This window comes from Streptomyces sp. UF-297 (genome assembly GCF_058245575.1).
Genome location: NZ_JBSIBZ010000034.1, coordinates 1 through 16906, shown reverse-complemented (window position 1 = coordinate 16906; position 16906 = coordinate 1). Strand labels below are relative to the sequence as shown.

Here is a 16906-nt window from a genome sequence, read left to right as displayed (position 1 = left end):
CGCAAGAAGGGCGCGGGGCTGTATTCGATATGCGGCTCCGCCGCGTGGGCGCGACCAGCCACAACGGCGCCGCAGCCGACCACGCACCGGCCCCCTCACCCCGGCACAACCCTCCGCTCCTCCGCGAAGTGGCAAGCCGAATCATGCCGCGCAGGCCCCTCCGTCAGCCGGAACTCCGCCGGTACGGCCAGCGCCGGCACCTCCAGCTCGCACCGTTCCTGCGCCTTCCAGCACCGCGTACGGAACCGGCACCCCGAGGGCGGGTTGGCCGGCGAGGGCACATCCCCGCTGAGCAGAATCCGCTCCCGCTGCTCGCGCGCGTCCGGGTCGGGTACGGGCACGGCGGACAGCAGCGCCTGGGTGTACGGGTGCGTGGGGTGCTCGTAGATCTGCTCGTCCGTCCCCACCTCCACCATCCGCCCCAGATACATCACCGCGACCCGGTCCGAGATATGCCGCACCACCGACAGGTCGTGCGCGATGAACACGTACGACAGCTCGAACTCGTTCTGGAGCCGCTCCAGCAGATTGACGACCTGGGCCTGGACGGAGACATCCAGCGCGGAGACCGGCTCGTCGGCCACGATGACCTCAGGGCGCAGCGCCAGCCCCCGTGCGATGCCGATGCGTTGGCGCTGGCCGCCGGAGAACTGGTGCGGATAGCGGTTGATGTACTCGGGGTTGAGCCCGACCACATCCAGCAGATCCTGCACCTTCTTGCGCCGGTCCCCCTTGGGGGCCACCTCGGGGTGGATCTCGTACGGCTCCCCGATGATGTCGCCCACCGTCATCCGGGGGTTGAGCGAGGTGTACGGGTCCTGGAAGACCATCTGGATGTTGCGGCGCACCGCCTTCAGCGCCCGCCCCGACAGCTTGGTGATGTCCTCGCCCTGATAGAGGATCCGGCCGTCCGTCGGCTGCTCCAGTCCGACCAGCATCTTGGCGACGGTCGACTTGCCGCAGCCGGACTCCCCGACGATGCCGAGCGTCTCGCCCCGCTTGAGGTCGAAGGAGACCCCGTCCACGGCCTTGACCGCGCCGACCTGCTTCTTGAAGAGGATGCCCTGGGTGAGCGGGTAGTGCTTGACCAGGTCGCGTACGTCCAGGATCGCGTCATCGCTCACCGAGGGTCTCCTTCCAGAAGTGGCAGGCGCTGGCCCGGCCGGGGGCGACGTCGGCGAGCGGCGGCAGGTCGGTGCGGCAGACGTTCTGCGCCATCGGACAGCGCGGGTTGAAGGCACAACCCGGCGGAATCGCCGTCAGGTTGGGCGGCAGGCCCTTGATGGCGAACAGCTCCTGGCCCTTCTGGTCCAGGCGCGGGATAGAGTCCAGCAGGCCGCGGGTGTACGGGTGGGCCGGTGCCCGGTACAGCTCGTGGACGGGGGCGGTCTCCACGATCCGGCCCGCGTACATCACCGCGATCTTGTCGGCGACATCCGCGACCACGCCCAGGTCGTGGGTGATCAGGATGAGCCCCATGTTGAACTCGCGCTGCAGCTCCGCCAGCAGGTCCATCACCTGCGCCTGCACCGTCACGTCCAGCGCGGTCGTCGGCTCGTCCGCGATGATCAGGTCCGGCTCCAGGGCCAGCGCCATCGCGATCATGATGCGCTGGCGCATACCGCCGGAGAACTGGTGCGGATAGTCCCCCACCCGCTGCTTGGCCGCGGGGATACGGACCCGGTCCATCAGCTCGACCGCCTTGCCCCGGGCCTCCTTTCGCGACATCCCCGTGTGCACTTCGTACATCTCACCGAGCTGCGCGCCCACGCTCAGCACGGGATTGAGGGAGGACAGCGCGTCCTGGAAGATCATCGCCATCCTGGCGCCCCGGACCTGGCGCCGCTCCTCGGAGCCCAGCTTGAGCAGGTCGCGGCCCTGGAAGAGGATCTCGCCGCCGGTGACGAAGCCGGGCGGTGAGTCGAGGATGCCCATCACCGCCTGCGCGGTGACCGACTTGCCCGACCCCGATTCGCCCAGCACGGCCAGTGTCTCGCCCGCGTCCACGCTGTAGGTGACGCCGTTGACGGCCCTGGCGATGCCGTCCCGGGTGCGGAATTCGACCTTCAGGTCGCGTACTTCGAGCAACATCGGATGCGGCTCCTCAGCGCAGCTTGGGGTCGAGGGCGTCGCGCACCGCGTCGCCGAGCATGATGAACGCCAGCACCGTGATGCTCAGCGCGCCCGCCGGGTAGAGCAGCATGTGCGGTCCGTTGCGGATCTGGGTGGAGGCGTTGGAGATGTCGATGCCCCAGGAGACGGTGGGCGGGCGCAGCCCCACACCCAGGAAGGAGAGGGTGGCCTCCAGGGCGATGTAGGTGCCCAGAGCGATGGTCGCCACGACGATCACCGGGGCCACGGCGTTGGGGGCGATGTGCCGCAGCAGCAGCCGTCCGTTGCCCGCGCCGAGCGCCCTGGCCGCCTGGACGTAGTCGTTCTGCTTGGCGGTGACCACCGAGCCGCGGGCGATACGCGAGAGCTGCGGCCAGCCCAGCAGCACGATGAAGCCCACCACCGGCCAGACCGTGGCGCTGGTGACCACGGACAGGAAGACCAGGCCGCCGAGGATGACCGGGATGCCGAAGAAGATGTCGGCGAGCCGGGAGAAGAGGGCATCGACCCAGCCGCCGAAGAAGCCGGCCAGGCCGCCGAAGACGCTGCCCAGCAGGGCCGCGCCCGCGGTCGCGCAGATGCCGACGGTGATGGAGGCGCGGGCGCCGTAGACGGTACGGGTGTAGACGTCGCAGCCCTGCGGGTCGAAGCCGAAGGGGTGGCCGGGCTCGGCGCCCTCCTGGGCCTTGGCCAGGTCGCACTGGAGGGGGTTGCCCGAAGCGATCAGCTGCGGCCAGATCGAGATCAGGACCAGAAAGACAATGATCAGCGCGGAGACGATGAAGACCGGGTTGCGGTACAGGTCGTGCCAGGCGTCGCTCCACAGGCTGCGCGCCTTGGCCGCCGGGTCGCCGTTCGGGCCGCCTCCGGGGCCTTTCTCCAGCGTCTCGGCCTCGCTGTCGGCGAGGTTCATCGCACCGCCGCCGGAGGGCGCAACGGACTTGTGGGGTTCCGTGGGGGAGTGATCAGGCATAGCGGATCCTCGGGTCGAGGACGGCGTACAGAAGGTCGACGAGCAGATTGGCCAGCAGGAAGACCAGGACGAGAATGGTCACGAAGCCGACCACGGTCGGCGAATTCTGGCGCAGGATTCCCTGGTAGAGCTGGAAACCCACGCCGTGGATATTGAAGATCCGCTCGGTGACGATCGCCCCGCCCATCAGCGCGCCGATGTCGGTGCCGATGAAGGTGACGACGGGGATGAGCGAATTGCGCAGCAGATGGCGGGTGACGATGCGCCGCCGGGGAAGTCCCTTGGCCACGGCCGTACGGATGTAGTCGGCGCGGGCGTTCTCGGCGATCGAGGTCCGGGTCAGCCGGGTGACGTACGCCAGGGAGACCAGCGCCAGCACGATGCCCGGCAGGATCAGCTCGTCCAGCGGGGCCTCCCAGGAGACCGTCGGTTTGACGATGCCCCATTGGATGCCGAGCAGGTACTGCAGCACATAGCCGCTGACGAAGGTCGGAATGGAGACCACGACCAGGGTGAACAGCAGGACCGAGGTGTCCAGCAGCCGGCCCCTGCGCAGTCCGCTGAAGACGCCGAGGGTGATGCCGACGGCCATTTCGATGACGATGGCCACCAGCGTCAGCCGCAGTGTGACGGGAAATGCGGAGCCCATCAGCTCGGTGACTTCCTGGCCGTTGAAGGCGGTGCCGAAGTCGCCCTGGAAGATCTGCGCCATGTAGTGCAGATATTGCTTCCACAGCGGCTGGTCGAGATAGAGGTCCTTGCGGATCTGGGCGGCGGTGGCCGGGTCGGGGGCCTTGTCGCCGAAGAGCGCCGCGACCGGGTCGCCGAGCGCGTACACCATGAAGAAGATGAGGAATGTGCTGCCGATGAACACCGGGATCATCTGCAGCAGCCGCCGGATCACATAGCGCCCCATGGATCGATCGCCTTCCGGTACGGGTCAGTTGACCTTGATCTGGTCGTAGACGGGGACGCTGAACTGGTTCAGGCTCACGTCGGACAGCCGCTGGGAATAGCCCGCGCTGCCGTTCTGGTACCACAGCGGGATCACCGGCATCTGCGCGGCGAGGATCTTCTCCGCGTTCTGGAAGTCGGCGAGCGCCTTGGCCTGGTCGTCCTCGGCGTTGGCGGAATTGATGAGCCGGTCGAATTCCGGGTCGGACCAGTGGCCGTAGTTGGAGGAGGCGCCGGTGTAGTACAGCGGCTGCAGGAAGTTCTGGATCAGCGGGTAGTCCATCTGCCAGCCGGAGCGGAAGGGCCCGGTCAGCTGCTTCTTCTGCTGCTGGTTCTTGAAGTCGGCGAAGGTGCCGACCGGATTGACCGTGCAGGCCCGGTCGTTGCCCAGCGCGTTGTTGATGCTGTTGCAGACGGCGTCCATCCACACCCGGTGCGAACCGGTGTCCACGTTCGAGGTGATGGTGACCTTTCCGCCGGGCAGTCCGCCGCCCTCTTCGATGAGCTGCTTGGCCCGCTCGGGGTTGTACGTGCACGCCTCGCCGCACAGGCCCGCCTTGTAGCCGCCCTTCGCGCCGAGGGCCGGGGAGGTCCAGTCCGAGGCCGGGGTGCGGGTCATCCGGAAGATCTGCCGGGTGACCTGGTCGCGGTTGATCGCCATGGAAAGGCCCTGGCGGACCTTTTCCATCCCTGGCTTGTTCCAGTTCGCGTCGTAGAAGGGAAAGGCGAGGGTCTGGATGATGCCGGCCGGCTGGTTGATGTAGCGGTCGCCGAGGTCGCCGTGGATGTTCTTGAGCTGGGTGGAGGGGACATCGTCGATCAGGTCGAGATTCCCGGCCAGCACATCGGTGTAGGCGGTGTTGAGGTCGGTGTAGATCCTCAGGTCCACACCCTTGTTACGGGCCTTGTCGGGGCCGGGGTAGTCCTCGCGGGCGCGCAGTTCCATCACCGAGCCCTTGGTGTAGGACGCGATGGTGAAAGGGCCGTTGCCGACCGGCTTCTTGAGCCAGGCGTCGTGGTCGTCGAAGAAGGCCCTGGGCAGCGGGGCGTAGGCGTTGTAGCCGAGCGTCTGGGGCCAGGTGGAGAACTTCTCGGTGAGCTTGACGGTGAAGGTGCGCTCGTCCTTGACCTTCAGGCCCGACATGGTCCGCGCGGTCACCTTGCCGTCTTCCGGGTGCACCTTGTCGTAGCCCTCGATGGAGGAGAAGAACGGCGCGTTGTTCTGCTTGCTGTCCAGCAGCGCACCGTAATTCCAGGCGTCCACAAAGGAGTTCGCGGTGACCTTCTCGCCGTTGCTGAAGGTCCAGCCGCTCTTGACCGTGATGGTGAAGTTCTGCTGATCGGTGGTCTCGATCTTCTCGGCGAGCATGTCCTCGGCGGCGCCGGTCTTCGGGTTGTAGCGCTTGAGCCCGCGGAAAATCATGTCCAGGACCTTGCCGCCCTGGACCTCGTTGGTATTGGCGGGCTCCAGGGGATTCTGCGGGTCCCCCCACGAGGCACTCATGACGCCCGGGGGCCCGCTGCTCCCGCTCCCGCACGCCGCCGCCATCAGGGCGACGGCCATCGCACCTACGGCCCATCCGGCGCGCACGGCACTGCGCATGGGGTGCCTCCTCCTTGGACCTCACGACACACGTGGGCCCCATGAGAGCGCAAATGATGACTCGCTGCACTCATTCAGGCACTCAGCGCACTCCCCCAGTCGCATAAACCCCCCATATGCGTGTACGGGGCGGCTTCAGCCTGCCGGCGACCGCACAGCTCGCCGCGGCCGCCGGGGCGCAGACGATCAGGGCTTTGGGCCATACGGCCCTGCCGACAGCGATCGAAAGGCTGAACGGGCACCTCCCGAGGCAGCGGCACCAAGTCGCCGGGTGATCAACCTTCTGTCACGGTTGTGGCCGTCGGGACGGCAGGTGCAGACAGCGCCGGCCGTTCCGTCGCCCCGCGCGGCCCGCACCACAGGGCGCCACCGCGCCGCCGGACGACGGCGCACGGCCCCCGGCATCAATCCGGCGGACCGCGCTGAGTGATCGGAAAGGGATCTCTCATGTTCAGACCGGTGTTCATCGGCACTACGGCCGCGGCCCTGATGGCCACGGCGTTCGCCCCGTCGGTGGGAGCCCAGAGCTCCCCCAAGCCGACCGAGCAGATCACCATCAAGCTCGCCACCGTCAACGGCTCGGGCTGCCGGCCCGGCACCGCCAAGGTGGCCGTCGCCCCGGACAACACGGCCTTCACCGTCACCTACAGCGAATATGTCGCCCAGGTCGGCAAGGGCATCACCAAGCGGACCGACCGCCGCAAGAACTGCCAGCTCAGCCTGGACGTGAACGTCCCACAGGGCTACACGTACGGCGTCGCCACGGCCGACTACCGCGGCTTCGCGGACCTGGCCAAGGGCGCGGTCGGCAGCCAGCACGCCAGCTACTACTTCCAGGGCATGCCCGAGACGGCGACCCGCAGCCACTACTTCCGCGGCCCCATGGAGAAGAACTGGCAGGCCAGCGACACCACGCCGGTCGAAGCCATCGTCCACAAGCGGTGCGGCGACCGGCGCAACTTCAACATCAACACCGAGCTGCGGGTGAACCCCGGGTGGTCTGACACCAAGAACACCACCAGCTACATGGCGATGGACTCCACGGACACCGCCATCAACACCACGTACCACTTCTCATGGAAGAAGTGCCCCAAGTAGTCGGCACCCGGGGCTCCAAGCAGCCCCCGTCCGGGGCCGGTTGACACTCCATCACACGTGCCGACCGGCCCCGGCGCACGCTCACGGCGCCTCGAAGCCCACCCCGTCCACCGACGCCACGAACTCCGGGTCGGACCCGAGCGCGTGCTCGGCGACCCGGGAGACGACCGCCGGCGGGATGTCGTCCAGGCCGTAGGTGGCGTGCGCGTCGTGCGGCAGCACCACCTCCAGCCCGTGCTCCATCGCCCCGAACGCGGTGGCGCTCACGCACATCTCCGAGAGCATCCCGGCGATCACCACCCGCCGTACGCCGCGCCGTTCCAGCAGCGGGCCCAGCGGCGTCCCCTCGAACCCGTCGTCGCTGCTCTTGGTGATGACGCACTCGTCGCTGGAGTCCAGCACCGGGAAGTGCAGCTCCCAGCCGGGCGCGCCGGGCTCGTCCACGGCCCCCGCCTCGCCGTCGTTGCGCAGATGCACCACCAGCGCACCGGCCCGCCGGGCCTCCTCCAGCAGTACGGTCAGCCGCTCGACGAGCCGCCCGGCGTCCGGCACGGCCTCGGCGCCCTTGAGAAATCCGTTCTGCACATCGACCAGGATCAGCGCCTGCGCCGCGGCGGTGACGGCCGCCCGGCGCGGAACCGAGTGCCAGACCCCGTCCCGTACGAAACCACCGCCGTGAGCGGGAAGTTCGCCGCCCTGCGCGGGTTCCGGTTCCTGCATGCCGACCACCCCTGCCCTCGATCCACGGACCCTGTCCGGCGTCCCTGCCGGACTCCTCCCATGATCCATGATGTGTCCTCCGGCCCGCCGAAGCGATCCGTCGGCGCCCTGGAAGACACGGGGGCACCTCGTCGCCACAACCTGATCCCCCGTCAACAAACGGGGCGCCCCGGTCCGTTGGACCAGGACGCCCCGCTCGCGGCGCTCTTCGTACGACGGACGGCTAGGCCGCCCCCACCACGTCCTTCTCCTCCGCGAAGTGGCAGGCCGACTCGTGCGCGGCCGGCAGGTCCGAGCCCTTGAAGCGCTCGGGGACCGCCAGCAGCGGGACCTCCTCGGCGCACTTGTCCTGGGCCTTCCAGCAGCGGGTGCGGAAGCGGCAGCCGGAGGGCGGGTTGGCCGGGGAGGGCACATCACCGGTGAGGATGATGCGCTCGCGGCCCTCGCGCGCGTCCGGGTCGGGGACCGGGACGGCGGAGAGCAGCGCCTGGGTGTACGGGTGCGTGGGGTGCTCGTAGATCTGCTCGTCGGTGCCGATCTCCGCCATCTTGCCCAGGTACATCACCCCGACGCGGTCGGAGATGTGCCGGACGATGGACAGGTCGTGCGCGATGAAGATGTAGGAGAGGTTGAACTCGTCCTGGAGCTTCTCCATCAGGTTGATGACCTGCGCCTGGACGGAGACGTCCAGCGCCGAGACCGGCTCGTCGCAGATGATGATCTCGGGGTTGAGGGCCAACCCCCGTGCGATACCGATGCGTTGGCGCTGTCCGCCGGAGAACTGGTGCGGATAGCGGTTGATGTACTCCGGGTTCAGACCCACCACGTCCAGGAGTTCCTGGACCTTCTTGCGGCGGTCCCCCTTCGGCGCCACCTCGGGGTGGATCGCGAAGGGCTCCCCGATGATGTCGCCCACCGTCATACGGGGGTTGAGCGAGGTGTACGGGTCCTGGAAGACCATCTGGATGTTGCGGCGCACGGCCTTCAGCGCACGGCCGGACAGCCGGGTGATGTCCTCGCCCTTGTAGAAGACCTCGCCCGCGGTCGCCCGCTCCAGGTTCATCAGCAGCTTGGCGACGGTGGACTTGCCGCAGCCGGACTCGCCGACGATGCCCAGCGTCTCGCCCTGGTAGAGGTCGAAGGAGATGCCGTCGACCGCCTTGACCGCGCCGACCTGCTTCTTGAACAGGATGCCCTGGGTCAGCGGGAAGTGCTTGACCAGGTTGCGCACCTGGAGGATCGGCTCGCGCTGTGCCTCTTTCTTCAGCTCAGCCATTGACCGTCTCCTTCCAGAAGTGGCACGCGCTGCCGCGGCCGTCGCCGACGGCATGCAGCTCGGGCACGTCCGTACGGCAGATGTCCTGCGCCTTGGGGCAGCGCGGGTTGAAGGCGCAGCCCGGCGGGATGTTCAGCAGGTTGGGCGGCAGGCCCTTGATCGCGTACAGCTCCTGGCCCTTCTGGTCCAGGCGCGGGATGGAGTCCAGCAGACCCCGGGTGTAGGGGTGCGCCGGGTTCTTGTAGAGCTCGCGTACGGGCGCGTGCTCGACGATCCGGCCCGCGTACATCACCGCGATCTTGTCGGCGACATCCGCGACCACGCCCAGGTCGTGGGTGATCAGGATGAGCCCCATGTTGAACTCGCGCTGCAGCTCGGCCAGCAGGTCCATGACCTGCGCCTGGACGGTGACGTCCAGCGCGGTGGTCGGCTCGTCCGCGATGATCAGGTCCGGCTCCAGGGCCAGCGCCATAGCGATCATGATGCGCTGGCGCATACCGCCGGAGAACTGGTGCGGGTAGTCGCTCACCCGGTTCTTGGCGGCCGGGATCTTCACCCGGTCCATCAGCTCGATGGACTTGGCCCTGGCGTCCTTCTTGCTCAGGCCCTGGTGGACCCGGAACATCTCGCCGAGCTGGTAGCCGACGCTGAGCACCGGGTTCAGGGAGGACAGCGCGTCCTGGAAGATCATGGCGATCTTGGCGCCGCGGATCTTCCGGCGCTGCTCCCCGGACATCTTGAGCATGTCCTGCCCGCGGAAGAGGATCTCGCCCTGCGGGATCCTGGCCGGCGGCATGTCGAGGATGCCCATGATGGCCTGCGCGGTCACGGACTTGCCGGACCCGGACTCACCGAGCACGGCGAGCGTCTCGCCCGCGCTGACGCTGTAGTTGACGCCGTTGACGGCCTTGACGACGCCGTCGCGGGTGTGGAACTCCACGTGCAGGTCCCGGACTTGGAGCAGCGGCTGGCCGCCCTTGTCCTCGGCACGCGGCGCGGGAACGTCCGCGGTCTTTGACATCGTAGTCACGTACGCCTCCCTCAGCGCAGCTTGGGGTCGAGGGCGTCGCGCACCGCGTCGCCGAGCATGATGAACGCCAGAACGGTGATGCTCAGGGCGCCGGCGGGCCACAGCAGCATGTGCGGCGCGTTGCGCACATTGGACGCGGCGGCGGAGATGTCGATGCCCCACGAGACCGTCGGCGGCTTGAGGCCGACACCGAGGTAGGACAGCGTCGCCTCCAGCGAGACGTACGTACCGAGCGCGATGGTCGCCACGACGATGACCGGGGCCAGCGCGTTGGGCGTGATGTGCCGCAGCAGCATCCGCGGGGTGCTCGCGCCGAGGGCGCGGGCGGCCTGTACGTAGTCCTGCTGCTTGACGGTGATCACCGCACCGCGGGCGATACGGGCGATCTGCGGCCAGCCGAGGACCGCCATCAGCAGCACGACGGTGAAGATCGAACCGCCCTTGACGACGGCCAGGAAGACGATACCGCCGAGCAGGATCGGGATACCGAAGAAGATGTCGCCCACGCGGGAGAGCAGCGAGTCCCACCAGCCGCCGAAGAATCCGGCCAGACCGCCCATGAGACAGCCGATGACGGCGGCGAGGGCGGTGGTGCAGATACCGACGATGACGGAGGCGCGGGCACCGTAGATGGTGCGCGAATAGACGTCGCAGCCCTGGACGTTGAAGCCGAAGGGGTGGCCGTCGGCCGGGCCCTGCATTGACTTGGTGATGTCGCAGGCGTACGGGCTGGTGCTGGTCATGATGCTCGGCCAGATGGCGATGAGCACCAGGAAGACGATCAGCACCGCGGAGATGTAGAAGATGGGGTTGCGGCGCAGGTCCCGCCAGGCGTCGCCCCACAGGCTGCGGGGCTGGTTGTCCCGCTGCTTCTCGACGACCGTCTGTGCCTCGGTCGCGGCGACCGCAGCGTGCGGGCCGTCGGTCATCATGTCAGGCATACCGGATCCTCGGGTCCAGGACCGCGTAGAGCAGGTCGACGAGCAGGTTGGCGGCGAGGAAGACGACCACGAGGATGGTCACGAAGCCCACCACGGTCGGCGAGTTCTGCCGCAGGATGCCCTGGTAGAGCTGGAATCCGACGCCCTGGATGTTGAAGATCCGCTCGGTGACGACCGCGCCGGCCATCAGGCCGCCGATGTCGGTGCCGAGGAAGGTGACGACGGGGATCAGCGAGTTGCGCATCAGGTGCACGGTGACCACGCGCTTGCGCGGCAGGCCCTTGGCGGTGGCCGTGCGCAGGTAGTCGGCGCGCATGTTCTCCGCGATGGAGGTACGGGTCAGCCGGGACACGTACGCCAGCGAGACACCCGCCAGCACGATGCCGGGCAGCAGCAGATCGCTGAAGGTGACGTCGAGTCCGGCGGCCGGAGCGGCCCAGCCGAGCTTGACGCCGATGAAGTGCTGCAGCACATAGCCCATGACGAAGGTCGGGATCGAGATCGCCACCAGGGTGAAGATCAGCACGCCGGTGTCCACGAAACGGCCGCGGCGCATACCCGCGATGACGCCGAACGTCACGCCGATCACGAGCTCGATGACGAACGCCACCAGCGTCAGCTTGATGGTGTTCGGGAAGGCACTGCCCATCAGCTCGGAGACCGGGGTGCCGTTGAAGGACGTACCGAAGTCGCCCTGGAAAATGCCCGCCATGTACTGCAGATATTGGCTCCACAGCGGGTCGTTGAGGTGCAGGGACTCCCGGATCTGTGCGGCGGTGGCCGGGTCCGGTGTCCGGTCTCCGAACATGGCGGCGACGGGATCGCCGATCGCGTAGACCATGACGAAGATCAAGAAAGTGGTGCCGATGAAGACGGGCACCATCTGGAGCAGTCGTCGTATGACGTAGCGCCCCATGTGTCCTCCAGAGAAGCGCCGACGCGGGGACAGCCGGACCCGTCGTGTACGGGTACCGACTGCCCCCTGCCGCCGTAAGCGGTTATGTTCTGCGCGCCCCGCTCAGGGGCGGCTGCGTCGGATCAGCCCTTGACCTTGATGTCGCTGAAGACGGGGACGCTGAAGGGGTTGAGCTTCACGTCGGAGACGTTCTGCGACCAGCCCACGGTGCCGTTCTGGTAGAAGAGCGGGATGTTGACGACGTCCTTGAGGACGACCTTCTCGGCCTGCTTGTAGAGGTCGGTGGCCTTCTTCATGTCCGGCTCGGCCGCCGCCTGCTTCATCAGGTCGTCGAACTCCTTGTTGCTCCACTTGCCGTCGTTGGAGCTGGCGCCCGTCTGGTACAGCGGGGTCAGGAAGTTCTCGATGTGCGGGTAGTCCATCTGCCAGCCGGCACGGAACGGACCGTTCATCTCACCCTTGGTGATCTGGTTACGGAAGTCACCGAAGGTACCGACCGGGTTGCCGACGCACGCCTTGTCGTCGCCCAGCACCTTGTTGATGCTGTTGCAGGCCGCGTCCGCCCACTGCTTGTGGGAGTCCTTGTCCGCGTTGTAGCTGATGGTCAGCTTCCCGCCGGGGATGCCGCCGCCCTCTTCGATGAGCTTCTTGGCCTCGGTCGGGTTGTACGTGCAGACGTCGCCGCATTCGTCCTTGTCGTAACCGTTGGCCTCGCCGAGCACCGGGGAGGTCAGGTCCGTCATCGGCGTACGGGTGCCGTTGTAGATCTTCTCGGTGATGTTCTTGCGGTCGATCGCCATGGACAGGCCCTTGCGGACCTTCTCCATGCCCGGCTTGTTCCACTCCTTCTTGTAGAAGGGGAACGTGACGGCCTGGTAGATACCGGCCGGCTGGGTGAGGTAGTTGCCCTTGAGGTCGGTCTTGGCGTTCTTGATCTGCTCCGCCGGGATGTCGTCGTTGACATCGAGGTTGCCGGACTGCAGCGCGGTGTATGCCGCGTTGGAGTCGGTGAAGACCGTGAGGAGCACGCCCTTGTTCTGCGGCTTGTGCGTGCCCGAGTAGTACTTGTTCGGGACCAGCTTCATCAGCTTGCCGCGCTCGTAGGACTCCACGGCGTACGGACCGTTGCCGATCGGCTTCTTCAGGTACTCCTCGTGCTTCTTGAAGAAGGCCTCGGGCAGCGGGGCGAAGGCCTTGTAGCCCAGGCGCACCGGCCAGGTGGAGAACTTCTTGTTGAGCTTGACCGTGATGGTGGTGTCGTCGACGGCCTTCAGGCCGGACATCTTCTCGGCGGTCGGCTTGCCCTCGCCGGGGTTCACCTTGTCGAAGCCCTCGATGTCGGAGAAGAACGACGAGTTCTTCTGCGCGTTGGTGGCCAGCGCGCCGTAATTCCAGGCGTCGACATACGACTTGGCCGTCAGGGGCGTGCCGTCGGAGAACTTCTGCCCCTTCTTCAGCTTGATCGTGAAGTTCTGGGCGTCCTTGGACTCGATGGACTCGGCGGAGGCGTCCTTGGCCTCGCCGGTCTTGGGGTCGTACTCCTTCAGATTCATGAAGATCTGATCCAGCACCTTGCCGCCGAGCACCTCATTGGTGTTCGCGGGCTCCAGCGGGTTCTGCGGGTCGCCCCAGTTGGCCCGTACGAAACCGGCCTCCGCGCCCGAACTACCGCTGCTTCCGCCGCAAGCCGTTGCCCCCAGGGCAATGGCTATCGCACCTGCGACCCAGGTGGCGCTCTTGGCACCGCGCATGGGACTGCCTCCTCATGAGTCCATTCACTACATGGAAAGGAGCCGATCGCAGCTGACACCCCTGACAGCCGGCGACCAGCCCCCGATGCTCGTGAGTCGGCGCTCCCCAAAGCGCGTGACCCATTGACCCGAGCTGAATGCACCCCAGTCTTAGTCACTTACGCCTCATAAACCACGCGTAAGGGGTCTCGGTTTGGTCACATCCGTTCGCCAAAAGTTCGGAATCCGGACAAACCAATCCATGCAGACAGCCATGAAAGGGACCTGAGGCCCGCGCAAAATTGATCTTCGTTCGCAATGCGGACGTTTTGCGAACGCGCCGCGCCCAAGGGCCCATTGACAACGCGCACCAGGCGCGGTAAAAGCCGACGCCCCCTCGGACTCGGCGTCCAAGGGGGCGTCGGAGGCGATCTACAGGAGATTACCGCTTGGCGCGCGAGGCGGAGCGGCCGCGCTCCTTCTGGTCCAGGACGACCTTGCGGATGCGCACGGCCTCCGGGGTCACCTCGACGCACTCGTCGTCGCGGCAGAACTCCAGCGACTGCTCCAGCGACAGCTTGCGCGGCGGGACGATCGCCTCGAAGGAGTCGGCGGAGGAGGAGCGCATGTTGGTGAGCTTCTTCTCCTTGGTGATGTTGACGTCCATGTCGTCGGCGCGCGAGTTCTCGCCGACGATCATGCCCTCGTACACCTCGGTGCCCGGCTCGGTGAAGAGCACGCCGCGCTCCTGGAGGTTCGTCATCGCGAACGCGGTGACCGCGCCGGCGCGGTCGGCGACCAGCGAGCCGTTGTTACGGGTCTTGAGCTCACCGAACCACGGCTCGTGGCCCTCGTGGATGGAGTGCGCGATGCCGGTGCCGCGGGTGTTGGTCAGGAACTCCGTACGGAAGCCGATCAGACCGCGGGAGGGGACGACGAACTCCATGCGGACCCAGCCGGAGCCGTGGTTGGACATGTTGTCCATCCGGCCCTTGCGGGTGCCCATGAGCTGGGTGACGGCGCCCATGTGCTCCTCGGGCACGTCGATGGTGATGCGCTCGACGGGCTCGTAGGTCTTGCCGTCGACCTGCTTGGTGACCACCTGCGGCTTGCCGATGGTCATCTCGAAGCCCTCGCGGCGCATCTGCTCGACCAGGATGGCCAACGCCAGCTCACCGCGGCCCTGCACCTCCCAGGCGTCGGGGCGCTCGGTGTCCAGGACGCGCAGCGAGACGTTACCGATCAGCTCGCGCTCCAGGCGGTCCTTGACCTGGCGGGCGGTGACCTTGCGGTCCTTGACCGCGGCCTTGGCGTCCGCGCCCTTGCCCGTACCACCGCGGCCGACCAGCGGCGAGGTGTTCGTACCGATCGTCATGGAGATCGCCGGCTCGTCGACCGTGATCAGCGGCAGCGCGACCGGGTTCTCCGGGTCGGCCAGGGTCTCGCCGATCATGATGTCGGGGATACCGGCGACCGCGCAGATGTCGCCCGGGCCCGCCTTCTCGGCGGGCTTGCGGGTGAGCGCCTCGGTCATCATCAGCTCGGTGATGCGGACGTTGGCGATGGTGCCGTCACGCTTGATCCAGGCGACGGTCTGGCCCTTGGCCAGCTCGCCCTGCTCGACACGGAGCAGCGCGATACGGCCGAGGAAGTTGTCGGCGTCGAGGTTGGTGACGTGGGCCTGCAGCGGCGCGTCCTCCTCGTACGTCGGGGCCGGGACGTGCTCCAGGATCGTGGAGAAGAACGGCTCCAGGTTGGTGGAGTCGGCCGGGACGGTGCCGTCCTCGGGCTTGGTCAGCGACGCGATGCCGTCACGGCCGCAGGCGTAGACGATCGGGAACTCGATCTGGTCCTCGTCGGCGTCCAGGTCCAGGAAGAGGTCGTAGGTCTCGTTGACGACCTCGTCGATGCGCGAGTCCGGGCGGTCGGTCTTGTTGATGCACAGGATGACCGGCATCCGGGCCTGCAGGGCCTTGCGGAGCACGAAGCGGGTCTGCGGCAGCGGGCCCTCGGAGGCGTCCACCAGCAGCACGACCGCGTCCACCATCGACAGACCGCGCTCGACCTCGCCACCGAAGTCGGCGTGGCCGGGGGTGTCGATGATGTTGATCGTGATCGGCGCCCCGCCGTCCTTGGGGTGGTACTTCACCGCCGTGTTCTTGGCCAGGATCGTGATGCCCTTCTCACGCTCCAGGTCGTTCGAGTCCATCATCCGGTCGTCAAGGTTCTCTGCGGCGTGCGCCGCGAAGGCACCTGCCTGCTTGAGCATGGCGTCGACGATGGTCGTCTTGCCGTGGTCGACGTGGGCGACGATGGCGACGTTACGAATGTCGTGGCGCGTGGGCATACTTGCGGCGCTTCTCCCGGAATCGTGGATGGCGGCGCGTACGGTCCGGCACGCGCGCCCGCCGGGCATAAATGACGCCACGGCCTCACCCCATGGTACGGGGCCGGGGCGACTATGGCCGCCCCAGCCCTTGGACACCCCGGTGACCTGCGGCTTTATCGGGTTTGTCAGGTACGACGCAGCCGCGGCGACGGGGTTCGCCCGCCTCAGGTCCTGGTGTAGCCGATGTCCTGGAAGCGCGGGGTGGCCAGCCCGAAGGCCCCGGCGTTCGCCAGGGAGTCCCTGACCGCGACCAGCTCGGGCCGCTGATAGAGGGGTACGGACCCGGCCGCGGCCCAGATCCTGGCGTCCGCCCGCTCCACCAGCTCCTGCGAGGCGTCCTCGTCCAGCTCGGAGGCGGCCTGGTCGAAGAGCTGGTCGATGTGGTCGGTGCCGACCCGGGTGTAGTTCTGCTCCACGGTCAGCGAGCCGTCCGGCGCGGGCTGCGGCTTGGCGTAGATCGGCCGGGCGTCGGTGGCCGGGTAGGCGGTGCCGGGCCAGGAGTACAGGGCCAGGTCGTAGTCGCCGGAGGCGATGTGGTCCTGGAAGTAACTGGCGTCGGAGACCTTCTGGACGGCGGTGTGCACGCCGATCCGCTCCAGCATCTGCGCGATCCGCCCGCCGACGGCGCGCAGCTGCTCCGAGCCGGGGCCCGAGGGGAGCACGAAGCGCAGCGTCAGCGGCTTGCCGTTCTTGGTGACGGCGGCCGCGGCGGGCGCCGCGGTGGCTCCCTTGGCGGGGTGGGCCGCGCTCTTGCCGTGCGCCCGGTGCGCCGCCTCGCGCTCGGCGGCGGCCCGTGCCTCCTTGGCCTGCAGCGCGTTCAGCGGCCCGCCGGCGGGCGCCGGGCCGTCCTGGGTACGGGGCCGCGCCGCCTTGCGGTCCTGCTCGCCGAAGGCGTTGCCCGCCTGCTCCCACTGCTGGGTGCGCGCCGTGGTCGCCGCGAGCTCCCTGGCGGTCTCCAGCGCCTGCCGCGCCCGCTTCTCGTACCGCTCGTACTGCTCATAGGCCTCGGAGTAGGTGTCCCCGTCGGCCTCCTCCTTGTGCTGCTCGGCCGCCGCCCGGTACAGCGCGGCGCCCTGCCGCAGCAGCGCGGCCCGCTGGGCGTCGGCGGCCAGCGCCCCGCCCGGCGCGAGCGCGGCCCCGCCGGCCTCGGCGGGCGCCTTGTCC

At 67.7% G+C, this 16906-nt stretch carries 13 protein-coding genes and 1 pseudogene; 1 reads left to right on the top strand and 13 read right to left on the bottom strand.

The features are described 5' to 3' along the window. Positions 1-95 precede the first annotated feature (95 nt). The 5 genes from AC4IJH_RS20475 to AC4IJH_RS20455 are packed head-to-tail and all read right to left on the bottom strand — an operon-like array spanning position 96 to position 5642. Positions 96-1124 carry an ABC transporter ATP-binding protein gene (locus AC4IJH_RS20475; RefSeq protein ID WP_490853231.1) on the bottom strand — a complete coding sequence of 343 codons (1029 nt, stop codon included), beginning with the start codon at positions 1122-1124 and terminating at the stop codon, positions 96-98. Further along, entirely contained in the window at positions 1114-2091 is a 978-nt protein-coding gene (locus AC4IJH_RS20470; RefSeq protein ID WP_490853230.1) for an ABC transporter ATP-binding protein, read from the bottom strand. The genes AC4IJH_RS20475 and AC4IJH_RS20470 overlap by 11 nt, the downstream gene beginning before the upstream one ends. Positions 2092-2104: 13 nt before the next feature. Then, entirely contained in the window at positions 2105-3085 is a 981-nt protein-coding gene (locus AC4IJH_RS20465) for an ABC transporter permease (protein ID WP_490853229.1), read from the bottom strand. Further along, positions 3078-4001 carry an ABC transporter permease gene (locus tag AC4IJH_RS20460; protein ID WP_490853228.1) on the bottom strand — a complete coding sequence of 308 codons (924 nt, stop codon included), beginning with the start codon at positions 3999-4001 and terminating at the stop codon, positions 3078-3080. Before AC4IJH_RS20460 ends, AC4IJH_RS20465 begins: the two co-directional genes overlap by 8 nt. A gap of 24 nt (positions 4002-4025) precedes the next feature. Then, positions 4026-5642 carry a peptide ABC transporter substrate-binding protein gene (locus AC4IJH_RS20455; RefSeq protein ID WP_490853227.1) on the bottom strand — a complete coding sequence of 539 codons (1617 nt, stop codon included), beginning with the start codon at positions 5640-5642 and terminating at the stop codon, positions 4026-4028. Positions 5643-6089: 447 nt separating this feature from the next. On the opposite strand from AC4IJH_RS20455, the gene AC4IJH_RS20450 reads away from it, so the two are divergent. Beyond that, positions 6090-6740 (top strand): DUF4360 domain-containing protein, encoded by a 651-nt coding sequence (locus tag AC4IJH_RS20450; protein WP_490853226.1) that lies wholly within the window; start codon positions 6090-6092, stop codon positions 6738-6740. 81 nt (positions 6741-6821) lie between these two features. Here AC4IJH_RS20450 and AC4IJH_RS20445 read toward each other — a convergent pair whose 3' ends face one another. From AC4IJH_RS20445 to AC4IJH_RS20410, 8 genes and pseudogenes are all read right to left on the bottom strand, one after another. Continuing rightward, entirely contained in the window at positions 6822-7460 is a 639-nt protein-coding gene (locus AC4IJH_RS20445) for an isochorismatase family protein (RefSeq protein ID WP_490853225.1), read from the bottom strand. 223 nt (positions 7461-7683) lie between these two features. After that, positions 7684-8736 carry an ABC transporter ATP-binding protein gene (locus AC4IJH_RS20440; RefSeq protein ID WP_490853224.1) on the bottom strand — a complete coding sequence of 351 codons (1053 nt, stop codon included), beginning with the start codon at positions 8734-8736 and terminating at the stop codon, positions 7684-7686. Continuing rightward, positions 8729-9766 (bottom strand): ABC transporter ATP-binding protein, encoded by a 1038-nt coding sequence (locus AC4IJH_RS20435; protein ID WP_490853223.1) that lies wholly within the window; start codon positions 9764-9766, stop codon positions 8729-8731. Before AC4IJH_RS20435 ends, AC4IJH_RS20440 begins: the two co-directional genes overlap by 8 nt. An 11-nt stretch (positions 9767-9777) precedes the next feature. Then, entirely contained in the window at positions 9778-10707 is a 930-nt protein-coding gene (locus AC4IJH_RS20430) for an ABC transporter permease (RefSeq protein ID WP_490853222.1), read from the bottom strand. Then, positions 10700-11623 (bottom strand): ABC transporter permease, encoded by a 924-nt coding sequence (locus tag AC4IJH_RS20425; RefSeq protein ID WP_490853221.1) that lies wholly within the window; start codon positions 11621-11623, stop codon positions 10700-10702. The genes AC4IJH_RS20430 and AC4IJH_RS20425 overlap by 8 nt, the downstream gene beginning before the upstream one ends. Positions 11624-11745: 122 nt before the next feature. Further along, positions 11746-13374, bottom strand: a complete 1629-nt coding sequence (locus tag AC4IJH_RS20420) for a peptide ABC transporter substrate-binding protein (RefSeq protein WP_490853220.1) — start codon at positions 13372-13374, stop codon at positions 11746-11748. A 421-nt stretch (positions 13375-13795) separates the two neighbouring features. Then, complete coding sequence (typA, locus tag AC4IJH_RS20415; RefSeq protein ID WP_490853219.1) at positions 13796-15700, bottom strand: translational GTPase TypA; 1905 nt, start codon at positions 15698-15700, stop codon at positions 13796-13798. 206 nt (positions 15701-15906) lie between these two features. After that, positions 15907-16906 (bottom strand): annotated as a pseudogene (locus tag AC4IJH_RS20410) (ABC transporter family substrate-binding protein); the annotation flags it as partial.